Below are 23,168 nucleotides of genomic sequence, written 5' to 3'. Positions count from 1 at the left end.
GACATGAAACAGAAACTGGTCATCATCGGCGCCGGCATGGCATCCGGCCGCGTGATCGAGCACCTGGCGGAAACCGCGCCCGATGCCTACGAGATCACGCTCTTCAACGCCGAGCCGCGCGGCAACTACAACCGCATCATGCTGTCTCCGGTTCTCTCGGGCGAGAAGACCTACGAAGAGATCGTCACCCATGACGCCGCCTTCTACGAGGCGGCCGGCGTGACCTGCCGCTTCGGCGAGAAGGTCAGCGGCATCGACCGCGACGCGAAGGTGGTGCACGGCGAGAACGGCCCGGTCTCCTACGACAAGCTCGTGATCGGCACCGGCTCGGTGCCGTTCATGATCCCGCTCCCGGGGCATGACCTCGACGGGGTGATCGCCTACCGCGATCTCGAGGACACGCATCGCATGATGGGCATGGGCGCGGGCAAGCGCGTCGTGGTCATCGGCGGCGGTCTTCTCGGGCTCGAGGCGGCCGCCGGCATGGCCGCACGCGGCGCCGAGGTCACCGTGGTGCACATCATGGGCCACCTGATGGAGCGCCAGCTCGACGAGGCCGCGGGCTACCTGCTCAAGAAGTCGCTCGAGGAAAAGGGCATCACCGTCCGCCTTCAGGCGAACTCGAAGCAGATCCTCGGGAAAGACGGCCGCGTGACGGCGCTCGAACTCGACGACGGCACCGCGCTGCCCTGCGACCTGCTCGTCATGGCCGTGGGCATCCGCCCCAACGTGGCGCTCGCCAAGGACGCCGGCCTTGCGGTCGGGCGCGGCATCCACGTGGATGACCAGATGATCACCTCCGACGAGGATGTCTTGGCGGTCGGCGAATGCGTCGAGCACCAGGGCGCGGTCTTCGGCCTTGTCGCGCCGCTCTACGACCAGGCCAAGGTCGCGGCGCAGACGCTCATGGGTCAGGAGGCGGCCTTCGTGCAGAAGAGCCTCTCGACCAAGCTCAAGGTCACCGGCTGCGACCTGTTCAGCGCCGGCGACTTCTCCGAGGGCGAGGGCCGCGAGGATATCGTCTTCCGCGATCCGTCGCGCGGGGTCTACAAGCGGCTGGTGATCGAGGGCGACCGGCTGGTCGGCGCGGTCATGTACGGCGACACCGCCGACGGCTCGTGGTTCTTCGGGCTGATCAAGGACGGCACTCCGGTCGCCGACATGCGCGAGACGCTGATCTTCGGCCCGGCCTACCAGGGAGGCGCCCAAGCGGACCCTCTGTCAGCCGTTGCAGCCTTGCCGCCTGAGGCGGAAATCTGTGGCTGCAACGGCATCTGCAAGGGCACCATCGTCGACGCCATCGCCGGCGGGGCGGGCGATCTCGGCGCGGTGCGGGCGAAGACCAAGGCCAGCGCCTCCTGCGGGACATGCACCGGGCTGGTGGAACAGCTGCTGCAGGTGACGCTGGGCGATGCCTTCCAGATGCCCGCCGCGCAGCCCGTCTGCGGCTGCACCGACCTCTCGCACGAGGACGTTCGGCGGCTCATCAAGTCGCAGGAGCTGAAATCGCAGCCCGCCGTCTGGCAGGAGCTGGGCTGGAAGACGCCGAACGGCTGCCACGTCTGCCGTCCGGCGGTGAACTTCTACCTGCTGGCGGATTGGCCGCTCGAATACCGTGACGACCCGCAGAGCCGGTTCGTCAACGAGCGCAAGCACGCCAACATCCAGAAGGACGGCACCTTCAGCGTGGTGCCGCGCATGTGGGGCGGGATCACCAACCCTGCCGAGTTGCGTGCCATCGCCGACGCGGCCGAGAAATACGACGTGCCGACGGTCAAGGTCACCGGTGGCCAGCGGATCGACCTGCTGGGCGTCCGGGGCGAGGACCTGCCGCACATCTGGGCCGACCTCAACCGCGCGGGGCTGGTCTCGGGGCATGCCTATTCCAAGGGGCTGCGCACGGTGAAGACCTGCGTCGGCAGCGATCACTGCCGCTTCGGCACGCAGGATTCCACCGGTCTCGGGATCAAGCTGGAAAAGGCGCTCTGGGGATCGTGGACGCCGCACAAGGTCAAGCTCGGGGTCAGCGGCTGCCCGCGTAACTGCGCCGAGGCGACCTGCAAGGACGTGGGCATCGTCTGCGTGGACAGCGGCTACCAGGTCGGTGTCGGCGGTGCGGCGGGCATGGACGTGCGCGAGACCGAGCGGCTCGTCGATGTCGCCTCGGAGGAGGAGGCCATCGCCGTGACGGTCGCCTTCGTGCAGCTCTACCGCGAGAACGCCAAATACCTCGACCGACCCTACAAGTGGCTGGGCAAGGTCGGTCTCGACTGGGTGCGCGAGCGGGTCATGGACCCGGTCGAACGCCAGCGGCTCGTCGATGCGTTCGAGCTGTCCCAATCCATTTACCGCAAGGACCCATGGGCCGAACACGCCGCCAAGCCGCGCGCCTACGCCCCCCTTGCCGATCTCACCCTGGAGGCCGCGGAATGAGCTGGATCGACATTGCTGCCATCGCCGACATCCCCGAGCGCGGGGCGCGCGTGGTCAAGACACCGGTGGGCTGCATCGCGCTGTTCCGGACCGGCGAGGCCGAGGTATTTGCGGCCTCCAACAGCTGCCCGCACAAGGGCGGGCCGCTGGCCGAGGGCATCGTGCACGGGCAGAAGGTGACCTGCCCGCTGCACAACTGGGTGTTCGACCTCAACACCGGCGAGGCGCTGGGCGAGGATGCCCGCATCGCCACCTACCCGGTGCGGATCGAGGCCGGACGGGTGCTGCTCGACGGCATGGCTGTCGGCAAGCGGAGCGCCGCGTGATGGACGGCGGCGCCTTTCCCGAAACCTGCTCGACCTGTCCCTACTGCGGGGTGGGATGCGGTGTGCTGCTGCGTCCCGACGGCAAGGGTGGGCTCGCGGTGCGCGGCGATCCCACGCACCCGGCGAACCGGGGTCGGCTCTGCTCCAAGGGCTCGGCACTGGCCGAGACCGTGGGCCTCGAGGGGCGGCTGCTCGCGCCGCGCGTCCATGGCCGCGAAACCGGCTGGGACGAGGCGCTGGGTCTGGTCGCCGACCGCTTCCGCGAGACCATCGCGCAACACGGGCCCGACAGCGTCGGCTTCTACGTCTCCGGCCAGCTGCTGACCGAGGACTACTACATCGCCAACAAGCTGATGAAGGGTTTCATCGGCTCGGCCAACATCGACACGAACTCGCGGCTCTGCATGGCCTCGACCGTGGCGGGCCATCGCCGCGCCTTCGGCACCGACACCGTGCCGGGCACCTACGAGGACCTCGAAGAGGCCGACCTCGTGGTGCTGGTGGGCTCGAACCTCGCCTGGTGCCACCCGGTGCTGCACCAGCGGCTCCTGGCAGCCCGCAAGGCGCGCGGCACGAAGGTGGTGGTGATCGACCCGCGCCGCACCGCGACCTGCGACGGCGCCGACATGCACCTCGCGCTTGCCCCGGGCAGCGACGTCGCGCTGTTCAACCGGCTTCTCGTCGCGCTTTACGAGGGCGGGGCGCTCGACAAGGCGTTCCTGCGCAACACCGAGGGCTTCGACGCCGCGCTCAAGGCCGCCTTTGCGGATGACGCCGGGGTGACGGGCCTTTCGGAGGCCGAGATCGAGAAGTTCTGCCGCCTCTGGATGGGGACCGAGAAGGTCGTCACCGTCTTCAGCCAGGGGGTCAACCAGTCCTCCAGCGGCTCCGACAAGGTCAACGCCATCCTCAACTGCCACCTCGCCACGGGGCGGATCGGCAAGCCCGGGATGGGGCCGCTGTCGGTCACCGGCCAGCCCAACGCCATGGGCGGGCGCGAGGTCGGCGGACTTGCCAACATGCTGGCCTGCCATCTCGACCTCGAGAACCCCGACCACCGCGTGGCGGTGCGCGACTTCTGGCAGGCGCCGGCCATGCCCGAGGCTCCAGGCCTCAAGGCCGTCGACATGTTCCGGGCCGCGGGCGACGGGCGCATCAAGGCGCTCTGGATCATCCACACCAACCCGGCGGTTTCGATGCCCGACGCGGATGCCGTGCGCGACGCGATCGGGGCCTGCGCGTTCACCGTGGTCAGCGACATCACGGGGGCAACCGACACCGCGCGGCTCGCGGACGTGCTTCTGCCGGCCGCTGGCTGGGGCGAGAAGGACGGCACCGTCACCAACTCGGACCGCACGATCAGCCGCCAGCGTGCCGTTCTCTCGGCGCCCGGCGAGGCACGGCCCGACTGGGAGATCCTTGCCGAGGTCGGGCGGCGCATGGGCTATGGCCGTGCCTTCGACTACGCGACCCCGGCCGAGATCTTCCGCGAATACGCGACGCTCTCGGGCATCGCCGGCCGCTTCGGGCGGGACTTCGACATCTCGGGCCTCGCGGCGTTGAGCGATGCGGACTACGACGCGATGCTGCCCACGCGCTGGCCTGTCGCGGCCAAGCGGCAGGGCGGGCGGTTCTTCGGCGACGGTGACTTCTTTCACGCGGACGGAAAGGCGCGGCTGCTGCCGGTCGCCCACCGTGCCCCGGCGGCGAAGACCGCGCCGCGCTTTCCCTTCCGGCTGAACACGGGCCGGGTGCGGGACCAGTGGCACACGATGACCCGCACCGGCCTCAGCCCGCGCCTGTCGGCGCATCTGGCCGAGCCCTTCCTCGAGATCCACCCCGATGACGCGCGGGCGCAGGGCATCGAGGCGGCCGACCTCGTGACGGTCACAAGCCCCAATGGGCGCGCGATCCTGCGGGCGCGGATCACCGATGCGGTGAAGCCCGGGCAGGTCTTCGCGCCGATGCACTGGACCGGGGAGACCGCGCCCTCGGCCCGGATCGACGCGCTGGTGCCGCCGGTCGTCGACCCGGTCTCGGGACAGCCCGAGAGCAAGGCGAGCGTGGTCGCGGTGGCGCCGTTCCGGGCCGCGTGGTTCGGCTTCGCGGTCTCCTGCGCCGAGATGCAGCCGCAGGCCGCCTACTGGGCGCGGATGCGCACCCGGACAGGCTGGCGCGCGGAGCTCGCGGGCGATGCGCTGCCGCAGGACTGGGAGGCCGAGGCGCGCCGCCTGTTCGGCTTGCCCGAGGCCCAGGCGACCGCCTTCGTCGACGCCGCGCGCGGCATCGCCCGCGTCGCGCTGGTGCAGGACGGGCGGCTCATGGCAGCGCTCTTCGTGGCGCCCGAGCCGGTGGCGGTGATGCGCGACTACCTCGCCGGACTGCCCGGAGAGGAGGCGCCCGACGTACTCTCCGGCCGGCCGCCGGCCGACATGCCCGACCCGGGACCGGTGCTCTGCTCGTGCTTCAACGTCGGCGTCAACACCATCCTGCGCGCCATCGAGAGCGACGGGCTGATGACCGTCGACGCGGTCGGTGCGGCGCTTCAGGCCGGCACCAATTGCGGTTCCTGCCAGCCCGAGATCGCGGCACTTCTTAGCCGCGTCCAGCTTCGCGAGGCGGCGGAATGAGCCTTGCGACCCATGTCCGTACGCTCGGGCGCGGTCCGGGCCGGTCGCGCTCGCTCACGCGGGAAGAGGCCGCCGAGGCCATGGCGCTGATGCTCGACGGTGCCGCGCCCGAGGCGGTTGGGGCGCTGCTCATGCTGCTGCGAATGAAGGGCGAGACGGCGGACGAGATCGCGGGCTTCGCCGAGGCCGCGCAGGCAGCGCTGCCGGAGGTGGGGCCCGTCGACCTGGACTGGCCGAGCTATGCCGCCGGGCGCACGCGCGGGGCGCCGTGGTTCCTGCTGTCGGCGCAGCTGGTCGCACAGAGCGGGCGTCGCGTGCTCATCCATGGCTGGAACGGCGCGGACGGGCAGGTGCGGCGCGGGCTCGACCATCTCGGCATCCCGGTCGCCGCCCATGCCGGCGATGTGCGGCCTCTGCTTGATCGCCACGGCATCGCCTACCTGCCGCTCGAGACCGCCCACCCGGCGCTGTTCGCGCTGCTTTCGCTGCGCGACACGCTCGGCCTGCGCTCCTGCATCAACACCGTCTGCCGGATGCTGAACCCGGGCCGCTCCGGTGCCAGCGTGCAGGGCGTCTTTCATCCGTCCTACCGGCTGCTGCAGGCGGATGCGGCGGCGCGTCTGGGCTGGCGGCAGCTGTCGGTCATCAAGGGCGGCGGCGGCGAGTTCGAGCGCAACCCGGCCAAGGCGATGGATGCCTTCGGCCTGCGCGACGGCACGCTCTGGCAGCAGAGCCTGTCGCCGCTCATCGACGAGACGCGACGGCTCTCGGAAAGCGCCGTCGGCCTTGCCGCGCTCCGCGAGGGGGCCGATGCGCCGTTCGAGCAGCGGATCGTCCTCGGCACCGCCGCACTTGCCCTCGCCACCGCCGGTGAGCCGGCGCCCATGACAACCGCTCGCGCCCTCTGGGATGGGCGCGCCCGCAGCAACGCGGCCTGAGAGGCCCGCCAGAAAGGACCGTGCCATGAGTCGTCTTCCGATGGATCTTCATCTCGACCGAACCACCGCTCAGCCCGGAAAGCGGGGCCGTATCGTTCTGGTTGGCGCCGGCCCCGGCGCGCGTGACCTGCTGACCCTGCGCGCGGTGCAGCGCCTGCAGGAGGCCGACGTCGTCTTCTTCGACCGGCTCGTCGAGGACGATGTGCTGGATCTCGCCCGCCCCGAGGCCGAGCGCGTCTTCGTCGGCAAGCACGTCGGCGCGCACAGCTGGCCGCAGGAGCGGATCAACGCGGTGATCGTCGCGGCGGCGCTCGCGGGCCGCAACGTGGTGCGCCTCAAGTCCGGCGATCCCGGCATCTTCGGACGTGCCACCGAAGAGCTCGACGCCGCCCGTGCCCATGGCATCGATGTCGAGATCGTCCCCGGCGTGACCGCGGCCTGCGCCGCCGCGGCGGCCATGGGCCAGAGCCTTACCGAGCGCGGCCGCAGCGATACGCTGGTACTCGCCACCGGCACGGGCTCGGCCGAGAACCCGCTGCCCGATTGCGTGCGCCATGCCGCGCCCGGGACCACCACCGTCTTCTACATGTCGGTGCGGCAGGCGCGGCGGATCACCGACGCGCTGCTGCAAAAGGGGCTGCCGGCGGACGCCGAGATCGGCATCGCCGCCGAGGTCGCCAAGCCGGACCAGTGGCTCGACCGCTGCCATCTCGCGGATCTGCCCGAGGCGCTCGCCCGCAACCACGTGAAGGGCTGCGCCGTCATCCTCGCCACCTGGCCGGCTGGCACGCCGGAGGGCACCGCGACGACGCCGGTCCGGGCCGAGGCAGGCGCCACGACCGGCGCAAGGCACACGGTCGGCGCCTGATCTCGCGAGATCGTGGAGGCCGGGCAGGGGCGCTGCGTTGCTTCCTGAGTAGGGCCACGCCCCTCCCTCCAGCGAGGGGGCGCGCCCGGCGGCTGCCTTAGCCGCGCGACGAGCCGCGCAGCAGCTCCGCGAGGTCGGGACGGTCGAGCAGCCTTTCCCGCACCTCGAGGTCGCCGTGATCGCTGCGCCCGTGATCCGGCATGAGGTCTCCCAGTTCTTCGGGCAGTGCCGCGCGGGTGCGCGTGTCGACCAGCATCGACTCCGCCGCGATGCCCTCGGCAAAGACGATCTGGTGGTGATCGAAGAGCATCTGGTAATAATCGACGAAGCCGCCGGTCAGCTGCCGGATGCCGTCGCCGTTCACCAGGTGCCGCGCCTTCACCAGCACCTCGGCGCGGCCCGCGCCGAGCCGGTCCTCACGCTGGTAGATGAACAGCCGGTGGTCGGGGCTCACGAGCAGATCGCCCGAGTTGTTCAGCACGCCCGCGCGGATGAGCACCGGAGCAAAGGCGCCCACCGCGCGCACTGTGTGGTGGCCGATCCAGCGCAGCGGCTGCGGGCCGTCGTCGCGGGTCAGCACCCGGTCTCCGACGCGTAGCGCCTCGACGGGGCGCTGCGCCCCCGAGGCCAGCGTGATCATCGTGCCGCGGGTGAAGGACACACAGGCGACGCGGGCAAAGACCTGCAGCGGGTCGTCCCGGCTTACCCCGACGAGCGCATAGTCGCGGCGCGCCGACATCTCTCCGAGCGGCAGCAGCAGCACCTCGGCCACCGCACCCTCGGGGTCGGTCTCGACGAGGATCAGCGCCTCGGTGGTCGCGCCATCGCCGGACATGAAGGTGACGACGCAGTCGAGATGCAGATCGGCGCCCGGCTGCCCGACCTCGCTGTCGGGCGCGACGCTGAACGGAGGCGTGCTCGTCGGATAGAGCGACAGCCGCCGCATCACCGCCACCGGTGACAGGCGGTAGATGTCGTCGGGCACGAGATCCTCGGCGATGCCGATGCCGTCGCCGAGGTTCGCACCGTTGACCACCCGGATCTGCTCGGCGCGGTAGACGCGCACGCTGTGCGCCGAACGAAAGGGGCCGGTCTCGCTCATGGTGCTGTCGTTGCGCCTTCTGTCGCTGTCGTCTGATGCGGGTGTCCGGATCGACCGGGCAGTGCGCGTGCCGATGGAACTGCCCGCAGCTTGCGCCATGCCCGGAGAGGAAACACCGTCCCCCCATTGTAAGCCAGCGGAATGTGTCATCTTATGGGGACGCCCGTGGCCTTTTCAGGGCCGCGAAAGACACGCCGGAACAGGGAGATCGACCGCATGGATCTGAATATCGCCGGGAAGCGCGCGCTCGTCTGCGCCTCGTCGAAGGGGCTGGGCCGGGGCTGCGCCGAGGCGCTGGCCGAAGCCGGCTGCGCGCTGGTGATGAACGCCCGCAGCGCCGGTCCGCTCGAGGCCGCGGCCAAGGAGATCAGCGCCGCCCATGGCGTCGAGGTCACCGCCGTCGCCGCCGACATCGTCGACCCGGCCGGACGTGCCGAAGTGCTCGAAGCGGCCGGCGCGGTCGACATCCTCGTGACCAACGCCGGGGGCCCGCCGCCGGGCTACTGGACCGACTGGGACCGTGACGACTTCATCGACGCGCTCGACGGCAACATGCTGACGCCGATTGCCCTCATGCAGGCGCTGGTGCCGGGCATGATCGAGCGCGGCTGGGGCAGGGTGGTCAACATCACCTCGCGCTCGGTCAAGGCGCCGCTGCTGCCGCTGGGGCTCTCGAACAGCGCCCGCGCCGGCCTCACCGGGTTCACGGCCGGCACCTCGCGCCAGATCGCCTCGAAGGGCGTCACCATCAACAACCTGCTGCCCGGCGTGCATGACACCGCCCGCATCGACCAGATGGACGACGCCATGGCCGAACAGCAGGGCATCAGCCGCGAGGACGCCCGCCGCATCCGCGCCGAGGGCATCCCTGCCGGCCGCTACGGCGACCCGGGCGAATTCGGCAAGATGTGCGCCTTCCTCTGCTCGGACCACGCGGGCTACATCGTCGGCCAGAACATCGTGCTCGACGGCGGCGAGACCTTTGCGACCATCTGACCGCAAGCCGCTGCCCGCGCGCGGTCCCGGGCTTTCTTCTGGCCGGAAATATCCCGGGGGAGACGCGCAGCGACGGGGGCAGCGCCCCCGAACCTGCTGGAATGCCGATGGCACGCGGTCCTGACGGCAAGGGCGGCGGCGCGGGTTTCTCGCTGGCCGACCAGCTCTTCAACGTGGACACGTCGGGGCGGATCGCGCAGGAACATGCCGTGCTTCCGGGGTTCGACCCAGAGCGGTTCCTCGCGGAGGTGCTGCCCCGTTTCGAGGGGCTCGGCATCCACGCGCGGCTCGACGTGCTCGCCGACGGGCTCGAGGCGCAGCTTCCCCGCGACTTCCCCGCCATGGCCGAGGCGCTCGTGGCCGCCATGCCGCCGCCGCTCGACCCCACGCGCCGCGACGACGACTTCGGCCGCTTCGTGCACGCGGTGCCCGGCGTGTTGGCGGTGCGCCACGGGATGGATCAGCCCGAGCGCGCGCTCGACCTGCTGCACGCGGCCACGCAGCGGTTCTCGATGGAATACGCCATCCGGCCCTTCCTCAACCGCTGGCCCGACGCGGTCTTCGACAGGCTCGACCGCTGGGCCGGGGACTCACATTACCACGTCCGCCGGCTCGTCTCCGAGGGCACCCGCCCGCGTCTACCGTGGGGCACGGGGCTGCGCATCGACCCGTTGCGACCGCTGCCACTTCTGGACAGGCTGCACGCCGATCCGACACGCTTCGTGACCCGCTCGGTGGCGAACCACCTCAACGACCTGTCAAAGATCCACCCCGGCGCCGTGCTCGAGCGGCTCGGCGCATGGCAATCGGCCGACCTCCAGACCGCGCACGAGCGCGACTGGCTCACCCGCCACGCGCTGCGCACCGCCGTCAAGCGCGGTGAGCCCGAGGCGCTGGCGCTGCTCGGCTATTCCCCGGACCTGCCCGTGACCGCATCGCTGTCGCTGCCCGAGGTGGTGCGGATCGGCACCCCGCTCGTCATCGCGGCCACGCTCGAGAGCGACGCGCCCGGTGCGGTGATGGTGGATTATCGGCTGCGCTTCCACCGGCCCTCGGGGCAGGCCGAGAAGGTGTTCAAGCTGAAGACCGGCCATGTCGCGCCGGGCGCACCGCTGGAGCTGACCAGGCGTCACCCGATGAAGCGGGATGCCTCGACCTTCCGGCTGCACCCCGGACCTCACGCGATCGTGCTGCAGGTCAACGGGCGCGACGTGGCCGAGGGGCGCTTCGAACTGCTCGACTGAACTAAAAACGCGGCGCCGGGGCTGGTCCGACACCGCGTTTCGCGAATCGTTTTTCGGGCAGCGTCAGCCGCGCCAGATCCAGCCGCCGCCGAAGATGCGGCTGCTGTCCGGGTCGTAGAACACGCAGGCCTGGCCCGGGCTCACGCCCTCTTCGGGAGTCACCAGCTCGACCTCGGCTTCCGTGTCCGAGATCGGCCGGATGATCGCCTCGCGCGGGGGGCGGGTCGAACGGACCTTGACCGCGACGTGCCATTCGTCGCGCGAGGTGAAGGGCGCATCGCCAAGCCAGTTGATCTCGCGCACGGGCACGGTCCGCGTCGCCAGCATCTCCTTGGGGCCGACCACGACACGCTTGCCGTCGACGTCGAGCTTCACCACGTAGAGCGGCTCGGTCAGCCCGCCGATCCCGAGGCCCCGGCGCTGGCCGATCGTGTAGTGGATGACCCCTCGGTGCTCGCCCAGCACGCGGCCGTCGGCATGGACGATCTCTCCCGGTTCGGCGGCGCCGGGGCGCAGCTTCTCGATGACGCTCGCGTAGTTGCCGTCGGGCACGAAGCAGATGTCCTGGCTGTCCGGCTTGTCGGCCACGCTCAGCCCGTATTTCGCAGCGAGTTCACGGGTTTCCGCCTTGCTCTTCAGGTGGCCGAGCGGGAAGCGCAGGTAGTCGAGCTGCTCCGGCGTGGTCGAGAACAGGAAGTAGCTCTGGTCGCGATTGGGGTCGGCGGCCGAGTGCAACTCGGGACCGGTCTCGCCGTCCATGCGCTGGATGTAGTGGCCGGTGGCCATGCAGTCGGCCTCGAGATCCTTGGCGGTCTCGAGCAGGTCCTTGAACTTCACCCGCTCGTTGCAGCGGATGCAGGGCACCGGGGTCGCCCCGCCAAGGTAGCTTTCGGCGAACTCGTCGATCACGGCATCCTTGAAGATGTTCTCGTAGTCGAGCACGTAGTGCGGAAAGCCCATCTGCTCGGCCACGCGGCGGGCGTCATGGATGTCGATCCCGGCGCAGCAGGCGCCCTTCTTGGCAAGCGCGGCGCCGTGGTCGTAGAGCTGCAGCGTCACGCCGACCACGTCGTAGCCCTCTTCCGCCAGCATCGCGGCGACGACGGAACTGTCCACGCCGCCGGACATCGCGACCACGACGCGGGTGTCCTGGGGGGCCTTGGGCAGGCCGAGCGAATTGAGTTTCGGGGCGTCGAGGGGCATCGCGGCCTCCAGGGGGACAGGTGTTTCGGGAATTGCCGCGAATATAGGAAAATGCGAGGCACTCTCAAGAGGCGGTTTTAGGTGCCGTTAAATCGGCTCGGGTCAGATGCTCCGCAGCCGGAATGAACGGGACCTGAACCGATGTATCTCAAGAAAGTCGATGGCCCGCGCGCGATCACCCTTCCGGACGGCACGATCATGACGCGCGCCGACCTGCCGCCCGTGGAGACACGCCGCTGGGTCGCCTCGCGCAAGGCGGCGGTGGTTCGTGCGGTCCATCACGGGCTGCTTTCGGAGGCGCAGGCGATGGAACGGTATGGCCTCAGCGTCGAAGAACTGGAGGAGTGGATGCGCGCCGTCGCCAGTCATGGCGAAGAGGCGCTCAAGGCCACCCTCGTGCAGCGCTTTCGGGCGCCCGGGCAGCCGGCGGACGAATGAGCGTCGCTCTGCGCCAATTCGCGACGCCGCGTCAGGGCAACCGCAAGTTGCGTGAGCCGATTGTTCGTCTACAGTAAAGAAGCATTAACCTCTTTGCGACAGGGTCGACGCAAAGGGACAGTACAAGTGGAGAACAGCTTATGCGTATCCTTCTGGTGGAAGATGACCCGACCACGTCGAAGAGCATCGAACTGATGCTGACGCATGCCAATCTCAACGTCTACGCCACCGACCTGGGCGAAGAGGGCATCGATCTTGCCAAGCTCTACGATTACGATCTGATCCTGCTGGACCTGAACCTGCCCGACATTGACGGTCACGAGGTTCTGCGGCAGCTCCGAATGGCCCGGATCGGAACCCCGATCCTGATCCTGTCGGGGGCCGACGACACCGAGAACAAGATCAAGGGTTTCGGCTTCGGCGCCGACGACTACCTTACCAAGCCGTTCCACCGCGACGAGCTGGTGGCCCGCATCCACGCGATCATCCGTCGCTCGAAGGGGCATTCCCAGTCGGTCATCAACACCGGCAAGATCTCGGTGAACCTCGACGCCAAGACCGTTGAGGTGGCGGGCAAGCCGGTGCATCTGACCGGCAAGGAATACCAGATGCTCGAGCTGCTCTCGCTCCGCAAGGGGACCACGCTGACCAAGGAGATGTTTCTCAACCACCTTTATGGCGGCATGGATGAGCCGGAACTCAAGATCATCGACGTCTTCATCTGCAAGCTGCGCAAGAAGCTTTCGGAGGCGACGGGCGAGGAGAACTACATCGAGACGGTGTGGGGCCGCGGCTACGTGCTGCGCGATCCCGAACCGCGCTCGGACGAGCCGCCGAAGATCGCCGCCAGCGCCTGACCGACCGGGTGGACGACACCGCGTCCGCGCCCTATCACTTGCGCCAGATGACGGCGTGAAACGGGGGCAGTCCGATGGCGGACCAGGCGGTATCAGGGATCGAGGTCGAGGCACTGACCAAGACGCAGGCGAGGGACGAACTCGCGCGGCTTGCGGAGCTGCTCGGGCAGGCCAACCTTGCCTATCATACCGAAGACGCCCCGGAGATCAGCGACGCCGAATATGATGCGCTGAAGCGCCGTAACCTCGAGATCGAAGCGCGTTTTCCAGACCTGAAGCGCGAAGACAGCCCCAGCGAGCAGGTCGGGGCGCCGCTGGCCGAGGGCTTCGCCAAGGTGCGGCACCGGATCCGGATGATGTCGCTGGCAAATGCCTTCGACGGTGACGAGGTCCGCGATTTCGACCGCAGCATCCGCCGCTATCTCGGCATGGCCGACGACGCGCCGCTCGCCTTCACTGCCGAGCCGAAGATCGACGGCCTGTCGCTCTCGCTGCGCTACGAGAACGGTGTGCTGGTCCAGGCCGCCACCCGTGGCGACGGGGCCGAGGGCGAGAACGTCACCGCCAACGCCCGCACCATCGACGACATTCCAGAACGGCTCGAAGGCGCGCCGGAGGTGCTCGAGGTGCGCGGCGAGGTCTACATGAGCCACGCCGATTTCGCAGCGCTCAACGAGCGGCAGGAGGCGCGCGGGGGCAAACGGTTCGCCAACCCGCGCAACGCTGCCGCCGGCTCGCTTCGCCAGCTCGATCCCGCGATCCCCCGCGACCGTCCGCTGAAATACTTTGCCTACGCCTGGGGCGAGCTGTCCGAGCCGCTTTCGGACACGCAGATGGGCGCCATCGAGCGGCTCTCCGCGCTGGGCTTCTCGACCAACCCGCTGACCGAGCTCTGCGACGGTCCCGACGGCATGCTCGACCACTACGCCCAGATCGAGGAGCAGCGCGCGACGCTCGGCTACGACATCGACGGCGTCGTCTACAAGGTCAACGATCTCGCGCTGCAACAGCGGCTCGGGTTCCGCTCGACCACGCCGCGCTGGGCCATCGCCCACAAGTTCCCCGCCGAGCTTGCATGGACCCGGCTCGAGGCCATCGACATCCAGGTCGGCCGCACCGGCGCGCTGTCGCCGGTGGCACGGCTGACGCCGGTGACGGTGGGCGGCGTCGTGGTCTCGAACGCCACCCTGCACAACGAGGATTACATCGCCGGGCGCGACGCTTCGGGCAACCCGATCCGCGACGGCAAGGACATCCGCGTCGGCGACTGGGTGCAGGTCTACCGCGCCGGCGACGTGATCCCCAAGGTCGCCGATGTCGACCTCGACAAGCGCCCCGAGGATGCCACGCCCTACGTCTTCCCCGAAACGTGCCCCGAATGCGGCTCGGAGGCCATCCGCGAGGAGGGTGACGCCGCGCGCCGCTGCACCGGCGGCTTGGTCTGCCCGGCCCAGGCGGTCGAGAAACTGGCGCATTTCGTCTCGCGCGCGGCCTTCGACATCGAGGGCCTCGGCGCCAAGCAGGTGGAGCAGTTCCACCGCGACGGCTGGATCGCCGAACCCGCAGACATCTTCACCCTGCGCGAGCGCTACGGCAGCGGGTTGCAGCAGCTCAAGAACCGCGAGGGTTGGGGCGAGAAGAGCGCGAACAACCTCTTCGATGCTATTGACGAGCGGCGAAAAATCCCGCTAGGCCGGGTGATCTTCTCGCTCGGGATCCGCCACGTTGGCGAGGTGGTCGCGAATGATCTGGCGCGCCATTACCTCAGCTGGAGCGCGCTGCTGACGGCGGTCGATGCCGCCCGCCCGGCGATGGAGCGCTACCGCCAGGCCGAGGCCGCGGTCGAGGCCGAGCGCAAGGCCGCCGCCGAGGAAGGCCGGCGCGCGCGCCTCAAGGAAACGCGCGACGCCGCCTGGGCCCAGGAGCCGGCCGTGCCGCAGGAGGCCCGCGCGGCCTGGGACGATCTCGTCGGTGTCGACGGCATCGGGCACACGGTGGCGGTCTCGCTCGTGACCTCCTTCGCGCAGGAGGCCGAGCGCGCGTCGATTGACCGGCTCGTCGCGCAGCTCGAGATCGAGGATGCCGAGCGTCCGGCGACCGAGGGCAGCCCGGTGGCGGGCAAGACCGTGGTCTTCACCGGCACGCTCGAGAAGATGACCCGGGCCGAGGCCAAGGCGCGGGCCGAGGCACTGGGCGCCAAGGTCTCGGGCTCGGTCAGCAAGAAGACCGACATCGTCGTCGCCGGCCCGGGCGCCGGCTCGAAGGAGGCCAAGGCCCGCGAGCTCGGCGTCGAGCTCATGGACGAGGACTCCTGGCTGGCGCTGATCGGCGCATGACGCAGCGGCCGGAACCGCTCTGGCCGCTGTTCGCGGAGCTGACCACGCTCGATGGGGTTGGCCCGAAGACCGCGCAGGCGCTCGAGGGCATGGACATCGTCGCACCGCGCGACCTGCTGTTCACCCTGCCGCACGGGGTGATCGACCGCCGGCCGCGGGCCTCGGTGCAGGATGCCGATCTGCCCGGCGTGGTGACGGTCGAGGTGACCGTCGGGCGCCACATGAAGCCCGCACAGCGCGGGCGGCCCTATCGCATCCACGTCGAGGACGCGCAGACCGGCTTCCAGCTGGTGTTCTTCCACGGCCGTTCGGACTACCTCTCCCGAGTGCTGCCCGAGGGCGCGCGCCGGCTGGTCTCGGGGCGGGTCGAGCTGTTCGACGGCATGGCGCAGATGGTCCATCCGGACCACATCCTGCCACCTGACGAGGCCGCCACGCTGCCGCAGTTCGAGCCGGTCTACCCGCTGACCTCTGGGGTCACGCAGAAGCTCATGGCGCGGGCCTCGGCGGATGCGCTGGCCCGGGCGCCGGAGCTTGGGGAATGGATCGACGGGCCGCTGAAGGCGCGCGAGGGCTGGCCGGACTGGCGCGACGCCGTCGCCCGCGCCCATGCGCCCGAGGGGGCCGACGATCTTGCACCCAGCGCCAAGGCGCGGGCGCGTCTGGCCTATGACGAGCTGATGGCGCATCAGCTGACGCTGGCGCTGGCGCGGGTGAACCGGCGCAAGGGCAAGGGGCGCGTCACGCAGGGCGACGGGGCGCTGCGCCGCCGCGTGCTGGCGGCGCTGCCGTTCCGGCCCACCGGCGCGCAGATGCGGGCGATGGACGAGATCGCCACCGACATGGCGGCGCCGCAGAAGATGAACCGGCTGCTGCAGGGCGACGTCGGCGCGGGCAAGACGCTGGTCGCCTTCATGGCGCTGCTGATCGCGGTCGAGGCCGGCGGGCAGGGCGTGATGATGGCCCCGACCGAGATCCTCGCCCGGCAGCATCTCGAGGGGCTGCAACCGCTGGCGGAAAGCGCGGGCGTAGTCGTCGAGCTGCTCACCGGGCGCGACAAGGGCTCCGAGCGCAAGGCCAAGCTCGCGGCGCTGGCACGTGGCGACATCCAGGTGCTCCTGGGCACGCACGCGGTGTTCCAGGCGGATGTGGTCTTCGACGACCTGCGACTCGCCATTGTCGACGAACAGCACCGCTTCGGCGTGCGCCAGCGGCTCGAACTCGGGCGCAAGGGCGCGGGCGCGGACGTGCTGGTGATGACCGCGACGCCGATCCCGCGCAGCCTGGCGCTGGCGCAATACGGCGACATGGATGTTTCGGTGCTCGACGAGAAGCCGCCCGGGCGAAAGCCGATCCGCACCGCGCTGGTCTCCTCCGAACGGATGGAGGAGGTCGTCGCGCACCTTCAGAGGGCGGTGAGCGAGGGGCGTCAGGCCTACTGGGTCTGCCCGCTGGTCGAGGAAAGCGAGTCGGTCGATCTGACCGCCGCCGAGGACCGCTTCAAGCACCTGCGCGCCGCGCTCGGCGAGGGCGTAGTGGGGCTCGTGCACGGCCAGATGCCGCCCGCCGAGAAGGACGCCGCCATGGCGAAATTCGTTGCGGGCGACACGCAGGTTCTGGTGGCGACGACGGTGATCGAGGTGGGTGTGAACGTGCCCAACGCCTCGATCATGGTGATCGAGCGGGCGGAGTGGTTCGGGCTGGCGCAGCTGCACCAGCTGCGCGGCCGGGTCGGGCGCGGCGAGGCCGAGAGCACCTGCCTGCTGATGTATCGCCCGCCGCTCAACGATGCCGGGATGAAGCGCCTGACGACCCTGCGCGAGACCGAGGACGGCTTCCGCATCTCCGAGGTCGACCTCGAGATGCGCGGCGCCGGCGACCTGATCGGCACCGCGCAATCTGGGCTGCCGCGTTTCCGGGTCGCCGACCTCGAGCACCAGGCGGGTCTGATGGCGATGGCGCAGAGCGACGCCCGCAAGCTGCTGGCCGACGATCCCACGCTCGAAAGCCCGCGCGGGCAGGCGGCCCGGATGCTGCTGTGGCTGATGCGTCAGGACGAGGCGATCCGCCTGATTTCTGTCGGGTAGGGGACAGGGAAAAGGCCCGACAGGTCAGGTGGATGTTCCGCCTCGTCCATCCTGTGTTCACAAATGTTCTCAAAAAGTTCTTTACAGGTGGTTAAGGATATGGGAACAAAGTGGCAACAAAAGCGATTACACAGGGAATGACGATATGATCGAGACAATTCGCCAGGTTCTTTCGCGCTCCGAGGCCACCTTTATCCAGGACATGATCGGAGCGGTTTCGCTCATGGCCATTCTCGTGGTGCTTCTGCACCTCCCCAGTTTCTGAACGTTTCTGCCTGCGGTCTTTTTCCTTCGGATCGGCCATGCGCATCACCTGTCCCCGATGTGCACGCGGCTGTCCCCGCGCCCGCGCCCACGGATTTCTGCCTGATCCCGGCGCCCCGGTCCGGAGCCTTTGAAGACACGCAACTTGCCGCCGCGTCCTCCCCCGGACGCGGCGGCTTTTTCTTTGGGGCGGGTGCCCGGCAAGGGGGTGTTACTCGGCCGCCCGCAGCGACGAGAGGCTGTCGTCCGAGGCGGCCCGCGCGCTGGCGGGATCGGGCAGGTCTTCCCACAGGATCGTCGGAGCCTTCACGCGACGCGCGGCGCGGGTGAGCGCCCAGTCCCGTGCCGCCCGGCTGCCGGCGCCCAGCGACAGGGCCGCGAGCGCGCGGGCGATCCAGTGGAGGTAGGTGTTGAACCACACCCGCAGCGCCAGCATCGCCGGCGTGAAGACCAGCGTCAGCACCGTCGCGATGGACAGGCCGAAGACCACCGCCGAGGCCAGCGGCTTCCACCACAGCGAGGTCGGGGAATCGATCGAGTAGCCGCCGCCGAAGAAGTCGAGCGACAGGCCGATCATCATCGGGAACAGCCCGGCGATGGTGGTGATCGTTGTCAGCAGCACCGGGCGGATACGGTCCTCGGCGGTGCGGATGATGGCCTCGATCCGCGGCATGTAGCGGGAGTAATCCTGGAAGGTGTCGATCAGAACGATGTTGTTGTTCACCACGATCCCCGCGAGCGCCACGACCCCGGTGCCGGACATGATGATCGAGAACGTCTGGTCGAGCACGATCATCCCGAGGAAGACACCGGCGGTCGACAGCACCACCGCGAGCAGCACCAGCACCGCGTTGTAGAAGCTGTTGAACTGCGCCAGCAGGATGATGAACATCAGCGCCAGCGCGGCCGAGAACGCCTGGCTCAGGAAGGCTTGGCTGTCGGCCTCTTCCTCCTGGTCGCCGGTCCATTCCCAGCTCACGTCCGAGGGCAGCGGGTCGGTCTCGAGCCATTGCGTCAGCTCGGCGATGCGTTCGTTGGCGGTGACCGGCACGACCGCCAGTGCGCCATCAGCCGCGAGCCCGGCAAGATCGGCCTCGGATCGGGTGATCTCGTAGGAGGTGCCGCGCAGGTCGAGCCCGCCGCCGGCGCTTTCGCGTCCATAGCCCACCGTCTCGCCTTCGGAGGTGAATTTCACCAGCCCATCGGCGACGCCCGCCTTGATGTCGAAATGCCGCTTCTGGTCGACGCGGTTGATCTCGGCCAGCTTCTCGACCGGCCTGCGGCTGATGAAGTTCGACAGGGGCACGAGCCCGTCCTCGGTGCGCACCTTGAGGCTGTCGAGCGTCGAGAGCACCCGGTCCTGCTCGGGGAAGCGCACACGGATGTCGATCTCCTCGTCCGAGCTGTCGACCCGCATGGTGTCGAGCGTGAGCCCGCGCGTCACCAGCTGCACCATCGCACCCACGGTCGCGACGTTGGCGCCGTAGCGGCCGGCCTTTTCGACGTCGACGTCGATCTGCCAGTCGATGCCGGGCAGGGGCCGCGTGTCCTCGATCTGGCGCAGCCCGGCCATGGCGTCGAAGCGGGCCCGGGCGGTGTCGGTCGCGGCGAGCAGGCTGTCCCAGTCGTCGGATTTCAGGCGCAGGTGCACCGGCTTGGCCGAGGCCGGCCCCATGGCAAGGTCGAGGATCTCGATCTCGATGCCGGGGATCGCCTGCATCGCCTCGGTGAGCTCGGCCAAGACGATGTCGCCGTCGAGCTCGGGGCGGTCGCGGCGGTCTTCCCACGGCACGATCTCGAGCTGGATCTGGCCGATGGTGTCCTTGGGCGGCTGCGCGCCGCCGGTGTTCGACGACAGCCCGCCATCGCCGGCAAAGGAAAAGGCGGTCTCGATGCCCGGATGGGCAAGCACGATCCGTTCGGCGCGGCGCACCAGCGCATCCTTCTCGGCAAGCGAGAGGTTGCCGCGGGCGCGGACGTAGACGATGGCCTGCTCGGGCTCGCTGTCGGTAAAGAACTGCGTGCCGTTGTTGTTCTCGCCGTAGTAGCCGAAGACCGAGACGACGAAGAAGATCACCGCACCGATGGTCACCAGCGGCATCAGCGGGTTGCCGGTGACGATCTGGATCAGCCAGCCGAACCGCGAACGGCGATACTGCGCCCGGATGCGCTTGCGGCGGCGCTCGATGCGCGCGGCATCCAGCGTGACCGAGGCCATCACCGCGAACAGCAGGAAGACCGCCACCCCCGGTGCCCGCGCGCCGTAGCCCGAAAACGGGCTGTAGAAGAGGAAATCTGGGTTCAGCACCATCATCGCGCCGACGAACATGCCCAGAAGCGCGACCGGCACCAGCGCGGCGCGCGTCCACCAGCGCGGCAGCGCGCGGCGGAGGCGTTCGGACTTGCGGTGCAGCAGGCGCGAAAAGCGCCCCGACACACCGCCCATGACCGGCAGGTAGACCAGCGCCACGATCAGCGAGGCCGACAGGACGAAGATCAGCGTGACCGGCAGCATCCCCATGAACTGCCCCGCGACGCCGGGCCAGAACAGCATCGGCAGGAAGGCACAGAGCGTGGTGGCAGTGGACGAGACCACCGGCCAGAACATCCGCTTGGCGGCCTCGACGTAGGCGTGCATCGGGCCGGTGCCGTCCGAGATGCGCTTGTCGGCGTATTCGACCACCACGATGGCGCCGTCGACCAGCATCCCCACCGCGAGGATCAGGCCGAACATGACGATGTTCGACACGGTGATGCCCATGCCCCAGAGCAGCAGGAAGCACAGCAGGAAAGAGGTGGGGATGGCGAAGCCCACCAGCAGCGCGGCACGCGTGCCGAGCGCGCCCAGCACCACGATCATCACCAGTGCGATGGCGGTCAGCACCGACCCCTCGAGCTGCTTGACCATCGAGTCGACGATGCGGCTCTGGTCGTTGCTCGCGGTCACGGTCACCGCCGCGCGCAGTTCCTGCGGCCAGTTGGTCTCGGCCGCGGCGACCACCTCGCGCACCTCGGCCGTGGTGTCGATCAGGTTGAAGCCCTTGCGCTTGACCACCTGCAGCGCGACCGTGTTCTCGCCATTGAAGCGCGCGGTGCCCTCGCGGTCCTCGAAGGTCAGGTGGATCGTGGCAAGGTCGCCCAGCGTCACCACCCGGTCGCCGTTCACCTTCACCGGCAGGTCGTAGATGTCGCGCGGGTCGTCGAAACTCGAGGGGATCTTGACCGAGAACGAGCCCTGGTCGGTCTCGACCTCGCCCGCAGCCACCAGCAGGTTGTTGTTCTGCACGACGTTGATCAGCTCGTTCGCCGTGACGTTGTAGCTTTCCAGCCGCAGCGGATCGATGGTGACCTCGGTCATCTCGTCCCGGTTGCCGGCGATGCCCGCCTCGAGCACCGAGTCGAGCGCTTCGACCCGGTCCTGCAGGTCCTTGACGACCTGCGCCATGGTGCGCTCGGGCACCGGCCCGGTCAGCGAGATGATGAGCACCGGGAATTCCGAGAAGTTGATCTCGTTGATCGAGTAGTTCTCGGCTCCGTCGGGGAAGTTGCCGGCGGCGGTGTTCATCGCATCGCGCACATCGGCCATGGTCTCGGTCTTGTCCCAGCCGAACTCGAATTCCAGCGCCACGCCCGCGTAGCCCTCGGCGGCGGTGCCGGAAAGCGTCTTGAGCCCGTCGAGGTCGGCAAGCTCGGTCTCCATCGGCTTGACCAGAAGCTTCTCGGAATCCTCCGCCGAGATGCCCGGGAAGGGGACCGACACGAAGAGCGCCGGGATCTCGATGTCGGGCTCGCCTTCCTTGGGCAGCGTCACGTAGGCATAGGCGCCGGCGACGATCGACAGCACGATGAAGGCCAGCACCATGCGGGCGCGGGTCGCGGCCCAGTCGACGAGGCCGGTCACTGCAGGACCTCCTCGTAGCTCGGCGCGACCGGCACGCCGTCGGTGACGTATTCCTGCCCCAGGGTGATCACGTCGACCGTCTCGGGGAGGCCGCCGACCCAGATGCCCCGGCGGGTGTCGCGCAGCACGGTGACCGGCATGAAGAGCGCCGTGTCGTCGCCCGCCACCGCGCGGATGCCGAGCCGCCCGTCGTCGTCGAGCGTGAGCGAGGATTGCGGCAGCAGGTGCGCCGTGACGCCGTCGGCGGCGATGGCGATCTCGGCGGTCTGCCCGGCGCGCACCGCAAGGTCGGGGTTCGGCAGGGTGATGTCGACGCGGAAGGTGCGGGTGGTCTCGTCGGCGCGGCGCGCGACGAAGGTGACGGTGCCGGTGACCGTCTCGCCGTCGATCAGCCGGGCCCCGGCGCGGGCGCCGTCCTCGACCCGCGCGACCGAGGTCTCGGGGACGTAACCCACCAGCCGGATCGGGTCGAGCTGCAGCACCGTGGCGCAGGGCGTGCCGACGCTCAGCAGTGCGCCAAGCTCGGCGGTATCGCTTTCCAGCACGCCGGAAAAGGGCGCCTCGATGGTCAGGTTGTCGACGACGGTCTGCGCCCGGGCCACGGCGGCGCGCGCGCTCTCGATCTGGGCGCCGAGGCTGTCGAGCCCCGATTGCGCCGATTTCAGCCCGGCCTCGGCGCTGCGCACCCCGGCCTCGGCGGTGCGCTGTGCCGCCCGGGCCGAAGCAAGCGCGGTGCGCGAGGAATAGCCGTTTTTCGACAGCTCTTCGGCGGCGGTCAGGTTGATTCGTGCCTCTTCGAGCCGCGCCTCGGCCTGTGCGACCGTCGCCTCGGCCTCGGGGATGCGCGCCTCGACCTGCGGGCGCTGCGCTTCTGCCTCGTTCAGCGCGGCCTCGGCCTCGTCGAGCGAGGCCTGCGAGGTGCCGGGATCAAGCTCGCACAGCAGCTGCCCGGCCTCAACCTCGCTGCCCTTGGGCAGTGGCTCCGAGATCACCCGGCCAGTGGTTTCCGCCAGCACGTCGACCTCGCGCGAAGGCTGGGTCTCGCCGCGAAGCGTCACCGCGTCGTCGATCTTCTGCGCGACAGAGTGCATCGCCATGACGGCAACCGGGGCTACGCCCTCTTCTTCCGGTGTCTCTTCGAGAAGCGCCTCGGTCCCGGGCGCTTCCCTTTCGGCAGCCGGGGCGTCCTCGGCGCTGCCGGCGGGGGCGATGTCCCGCGCAAAGTCCAAGAGCCGGTCGCGCTCCATCACGACGCCGTAGAGCACGGCCATGACGACGACCGCGGTGATGATCGAGATGATGCGCATGGTCCCGGTCTTTCCACTCTGTCCGCGAGCCGGACGTTACGACGAATGGGGCACGGGGCAAGACAGCCGGGCTGCCGCTTTGTGCCGCAGGCGGACGGCGGCACCGTCCGGGCAACGGGCGCGCCTCCCGGAGTCGGGTGTTCGCCACTGAACTGATTGGTTCAGTTTAGCCGTGCGCGCCGCACCGATCAAGCGGCACGGAGCCGCTCGGCCGGCGGCGGGGGACAGGACGCCTTGG

The 23,168-nt window shown here is 69.4% G+C and carries 15 protein-coding genes; 11 read left to right on the top strand and 4 right to left on the bottom strand.

All coding sequences use genetic code 11. The features are described 5' to 3' along the window. The first annotated feature begins 3 nt into the window (after positions 1-3). Genes nirB through cobA form a run of 5 tightly spaced genes read left to right on the top strand, consistent with a single transcriptional unit; the run spans position 4 to position 7,195 of the window. Positions 4-2,433 (top strand): nitrite reductase large subunit NirB, encoded by a 2,430-nt coding sequence (nirB, locus tag D6860_RS12935; protein ID WP_076624889.1) that lies wholly within the window; start codon positions 4-6, stop codon positions 2,431-2,433. After that, a complete protein-coding gene (gene nirD, locus D6860_RS12930; protein ID WP_017468786.1) occupies positions 2,430-2,759 on the top strand; it encodes a nitrite reductase small subunit NirD in 330 nt (109 codons plus the stop codon). The genes nirB and nirD overlap by 4 nt, the downstream gene beginning before the upstream one ends. Further along, the gene (locus D6860_RS12925) at positions 2,759-5,389 is read left to right on the top strand and encodes a nitrate reductase (protein ID WP_076624888.1); all 2,631 of its coding nucleotides are present in this window, start codon (positions 2,759-2,761) and stop codon (positions 5,387-5,389) included. The genes nirD and D6860_RS12925 overlap by 1 nt, the downstream gene beginning before the upstream one ends. Then, positions 5,386-6,327: a glycosyl transferase family protein gene (locus D6860_RS12920; RefSeq protein WP_076624887.1), complete on the top strand. Its 942-nt coding sequence runs from the start codon at positions 5,386-5,388 to the stop codon at positions 6,325-6,327. The genes D6860_RS12925 and D6860_RS12920 overlap by 4 nt, the downstream gene beginning before the upstream one ends. A 25-nt stretch (positions 6,328-6,352) precedes the next feature. Next, entirely contained in the window at positions 6,353-7,195 is an 843-nt protein-coding gene (cobA, locus tag D6860_RS12915) for a uroporphyrinogen-III C-methyltransferase (protein ID WP_229743301.1), read from the top strand. A gap of 97 nt (positions 7,196-7,292) precedes the next feature. Here cobA and D6860_RS12910 read toward each other — a convergent pair whose 3' ends face one another. Continuing rightward, positions 7,293-8,297, bottom strand: a complete 1,005-nt coding sequence (locus D6860_RS12910; RefSeq protein ID WP_076624885.1) for a Hint domain-containing protein — start codon at positions 8,295-8,297, stop codon at positions 7,293-7,295. A gap of 216 nt (positions 8,298-8,513) precedes the next feature. On the opposite strand from D6860_RS12910, the gene D6860_RS12905 reads away from it, so the two are divergent. Together D6860_RS12905 and D6860_RS12900 are read left to right on the top strand one after the other, a co-directional pair. Beyond that, on the top strand, positions 8,514-9,293 hold the full coding sequence (locus D6860_RS12905; protein ID WP_076624884.1) for an SDR family oxidoreductase: 780 nt from the start codon (positions 8,514-8,516) through the stop codon (positions 9,291-9,293). A 107-nt stretch (positions 9,294-9,400) separates the two neighbouring features. Continuing rightward, the gene (locus D6860_RS12900; protein WP_076625457.1) at positions 9,401-10,537 is read left to right on the top strand and encodes a hypothetical protein; all 1,137 of its coding nucleotides are present in this window, start codon (positions 9,401-9,403) and stop codon (positions 10,535-10,537) included. Between the two features lie 63 nt (positions 10,538-10,600). Here D6860_RS12900 and mnmA read toward each other — a convergent pair whose 3' ends face one another. Then, a complete protein-coding gene (gene mnmA / locus D6860_RS12895; protein WP_076624883.1) occupies positions 10,601-11,740 on the bottom strand; it encodes a tRNA 2-thiouridine(34) synthase MnmA in 1,140 nt (379 codons plus the stop codon). A gap of 141 nt (positions 11,741-11,881) precedes the next feature. On the opposite strand from mnmA, the gene D6860_RS12890 reads away from it, so the two are divergent. The 4 genes from D6860_RS12890 (at position 11,882) to recG (ending at position 17,458) form a co-directional block, all read left to right on the top strand. Beyond that, on the top strand, positions 11,882-12,178 hold the full coding sequence (locus D6860_RS12890; RefSeq protein WP_017467391.1) for a CtrA inhibitor SciP: 297 nt from the start codon (positions 11,882-11,884) through the stop codon (positions 12,176-12,178). A gap of 140 nt (positions 12,179-12,318) precedes the next feature. Continuing rightward, positions 12,319-13,035, top strand: coding sequence for a response regulator transcription factor CtrA (ctrA, locus tag D6860_RS12885; RefSeq protein ID WP_076624882.1), 717 nt, complete (start codon positions 12,319-12,321; stop codon positions 13,033-13,035). Between the two features lie 74 nt (positions 13,036-13,109). Further along, positions 13,110-15,371 carry an NAD-dependent DNA ligase LigA gene (gene ligA, locus D6860_RS12880; RefSeq protein ID WP_076624881.1) on the top strand — a complete coding sequence of 754 codons (2,262 nt, stop codon included), beginning with the start codon at positions 13,110-13,112 and terminating at the stop codon, positions 15,369-15,371. Further along, on the top strand, positions 15,368-17,458 hold the full coding sequence (recG, locus tag D6860_RS12875; RefSeq protein ID WP_076624880.1) for an ATP-dependent DNA helicase RecG: 2,091 nt from the start codon (positions 15,368-15,370) through the stop codon (positions 17,456-17,458). The genes ligA and recG overlap by 4 nt, the downstream gene beginning before the upstream one ends. A gap of 475 nt (positions 17,459-17,933) precedes the next feature. Here the strand turns inward: recG and D6860_RS12870 are convergent, their stop codons facing one another. Next, the gene (locus D6860_RS12870) at positions 17,934-21,623 is read right to left on the bottom strand and encodes an efflux RND transporter permease subunit (RefSeq protein WP_076624879.1); all 3,690 of its coding nucleotides are present in this window, start codon (positions 21,621-21,623) and stop codon (positions 17,934-17,936) included. Then, positions 21,620-22,930, bottom strand: coding sequence for an efflux RND transporter periplasmic adaptor subunit (locus D6860_RS12865; RefSeq protein WP_076624878.1), 1,311 nt, complete (start codon positions 22,928-22,930; stop codon positions 21,620-21,622). The genes D6860_RS12870 and D6860_RS12865 overlap by 4 nt, the downstream gene beginning before the upstream one ends. Between the last annotated feature and the right edge of the window lie 238 nt (positions 22,931-23,168).

The organism is Salipiger sp. D13 (genome assembly GCF_003703915.1).
GTDB classification, from domain to species: domain Bacteria; phylum Pseudomonadota; class Alphaproteobacteria; order Rhodobacterales; family Rhodobacteraceae; genus Salipiger; species Salipiger profundus.
This window is presented reverse-complemented; position numbering and strand designations above follow the sequence as displayed.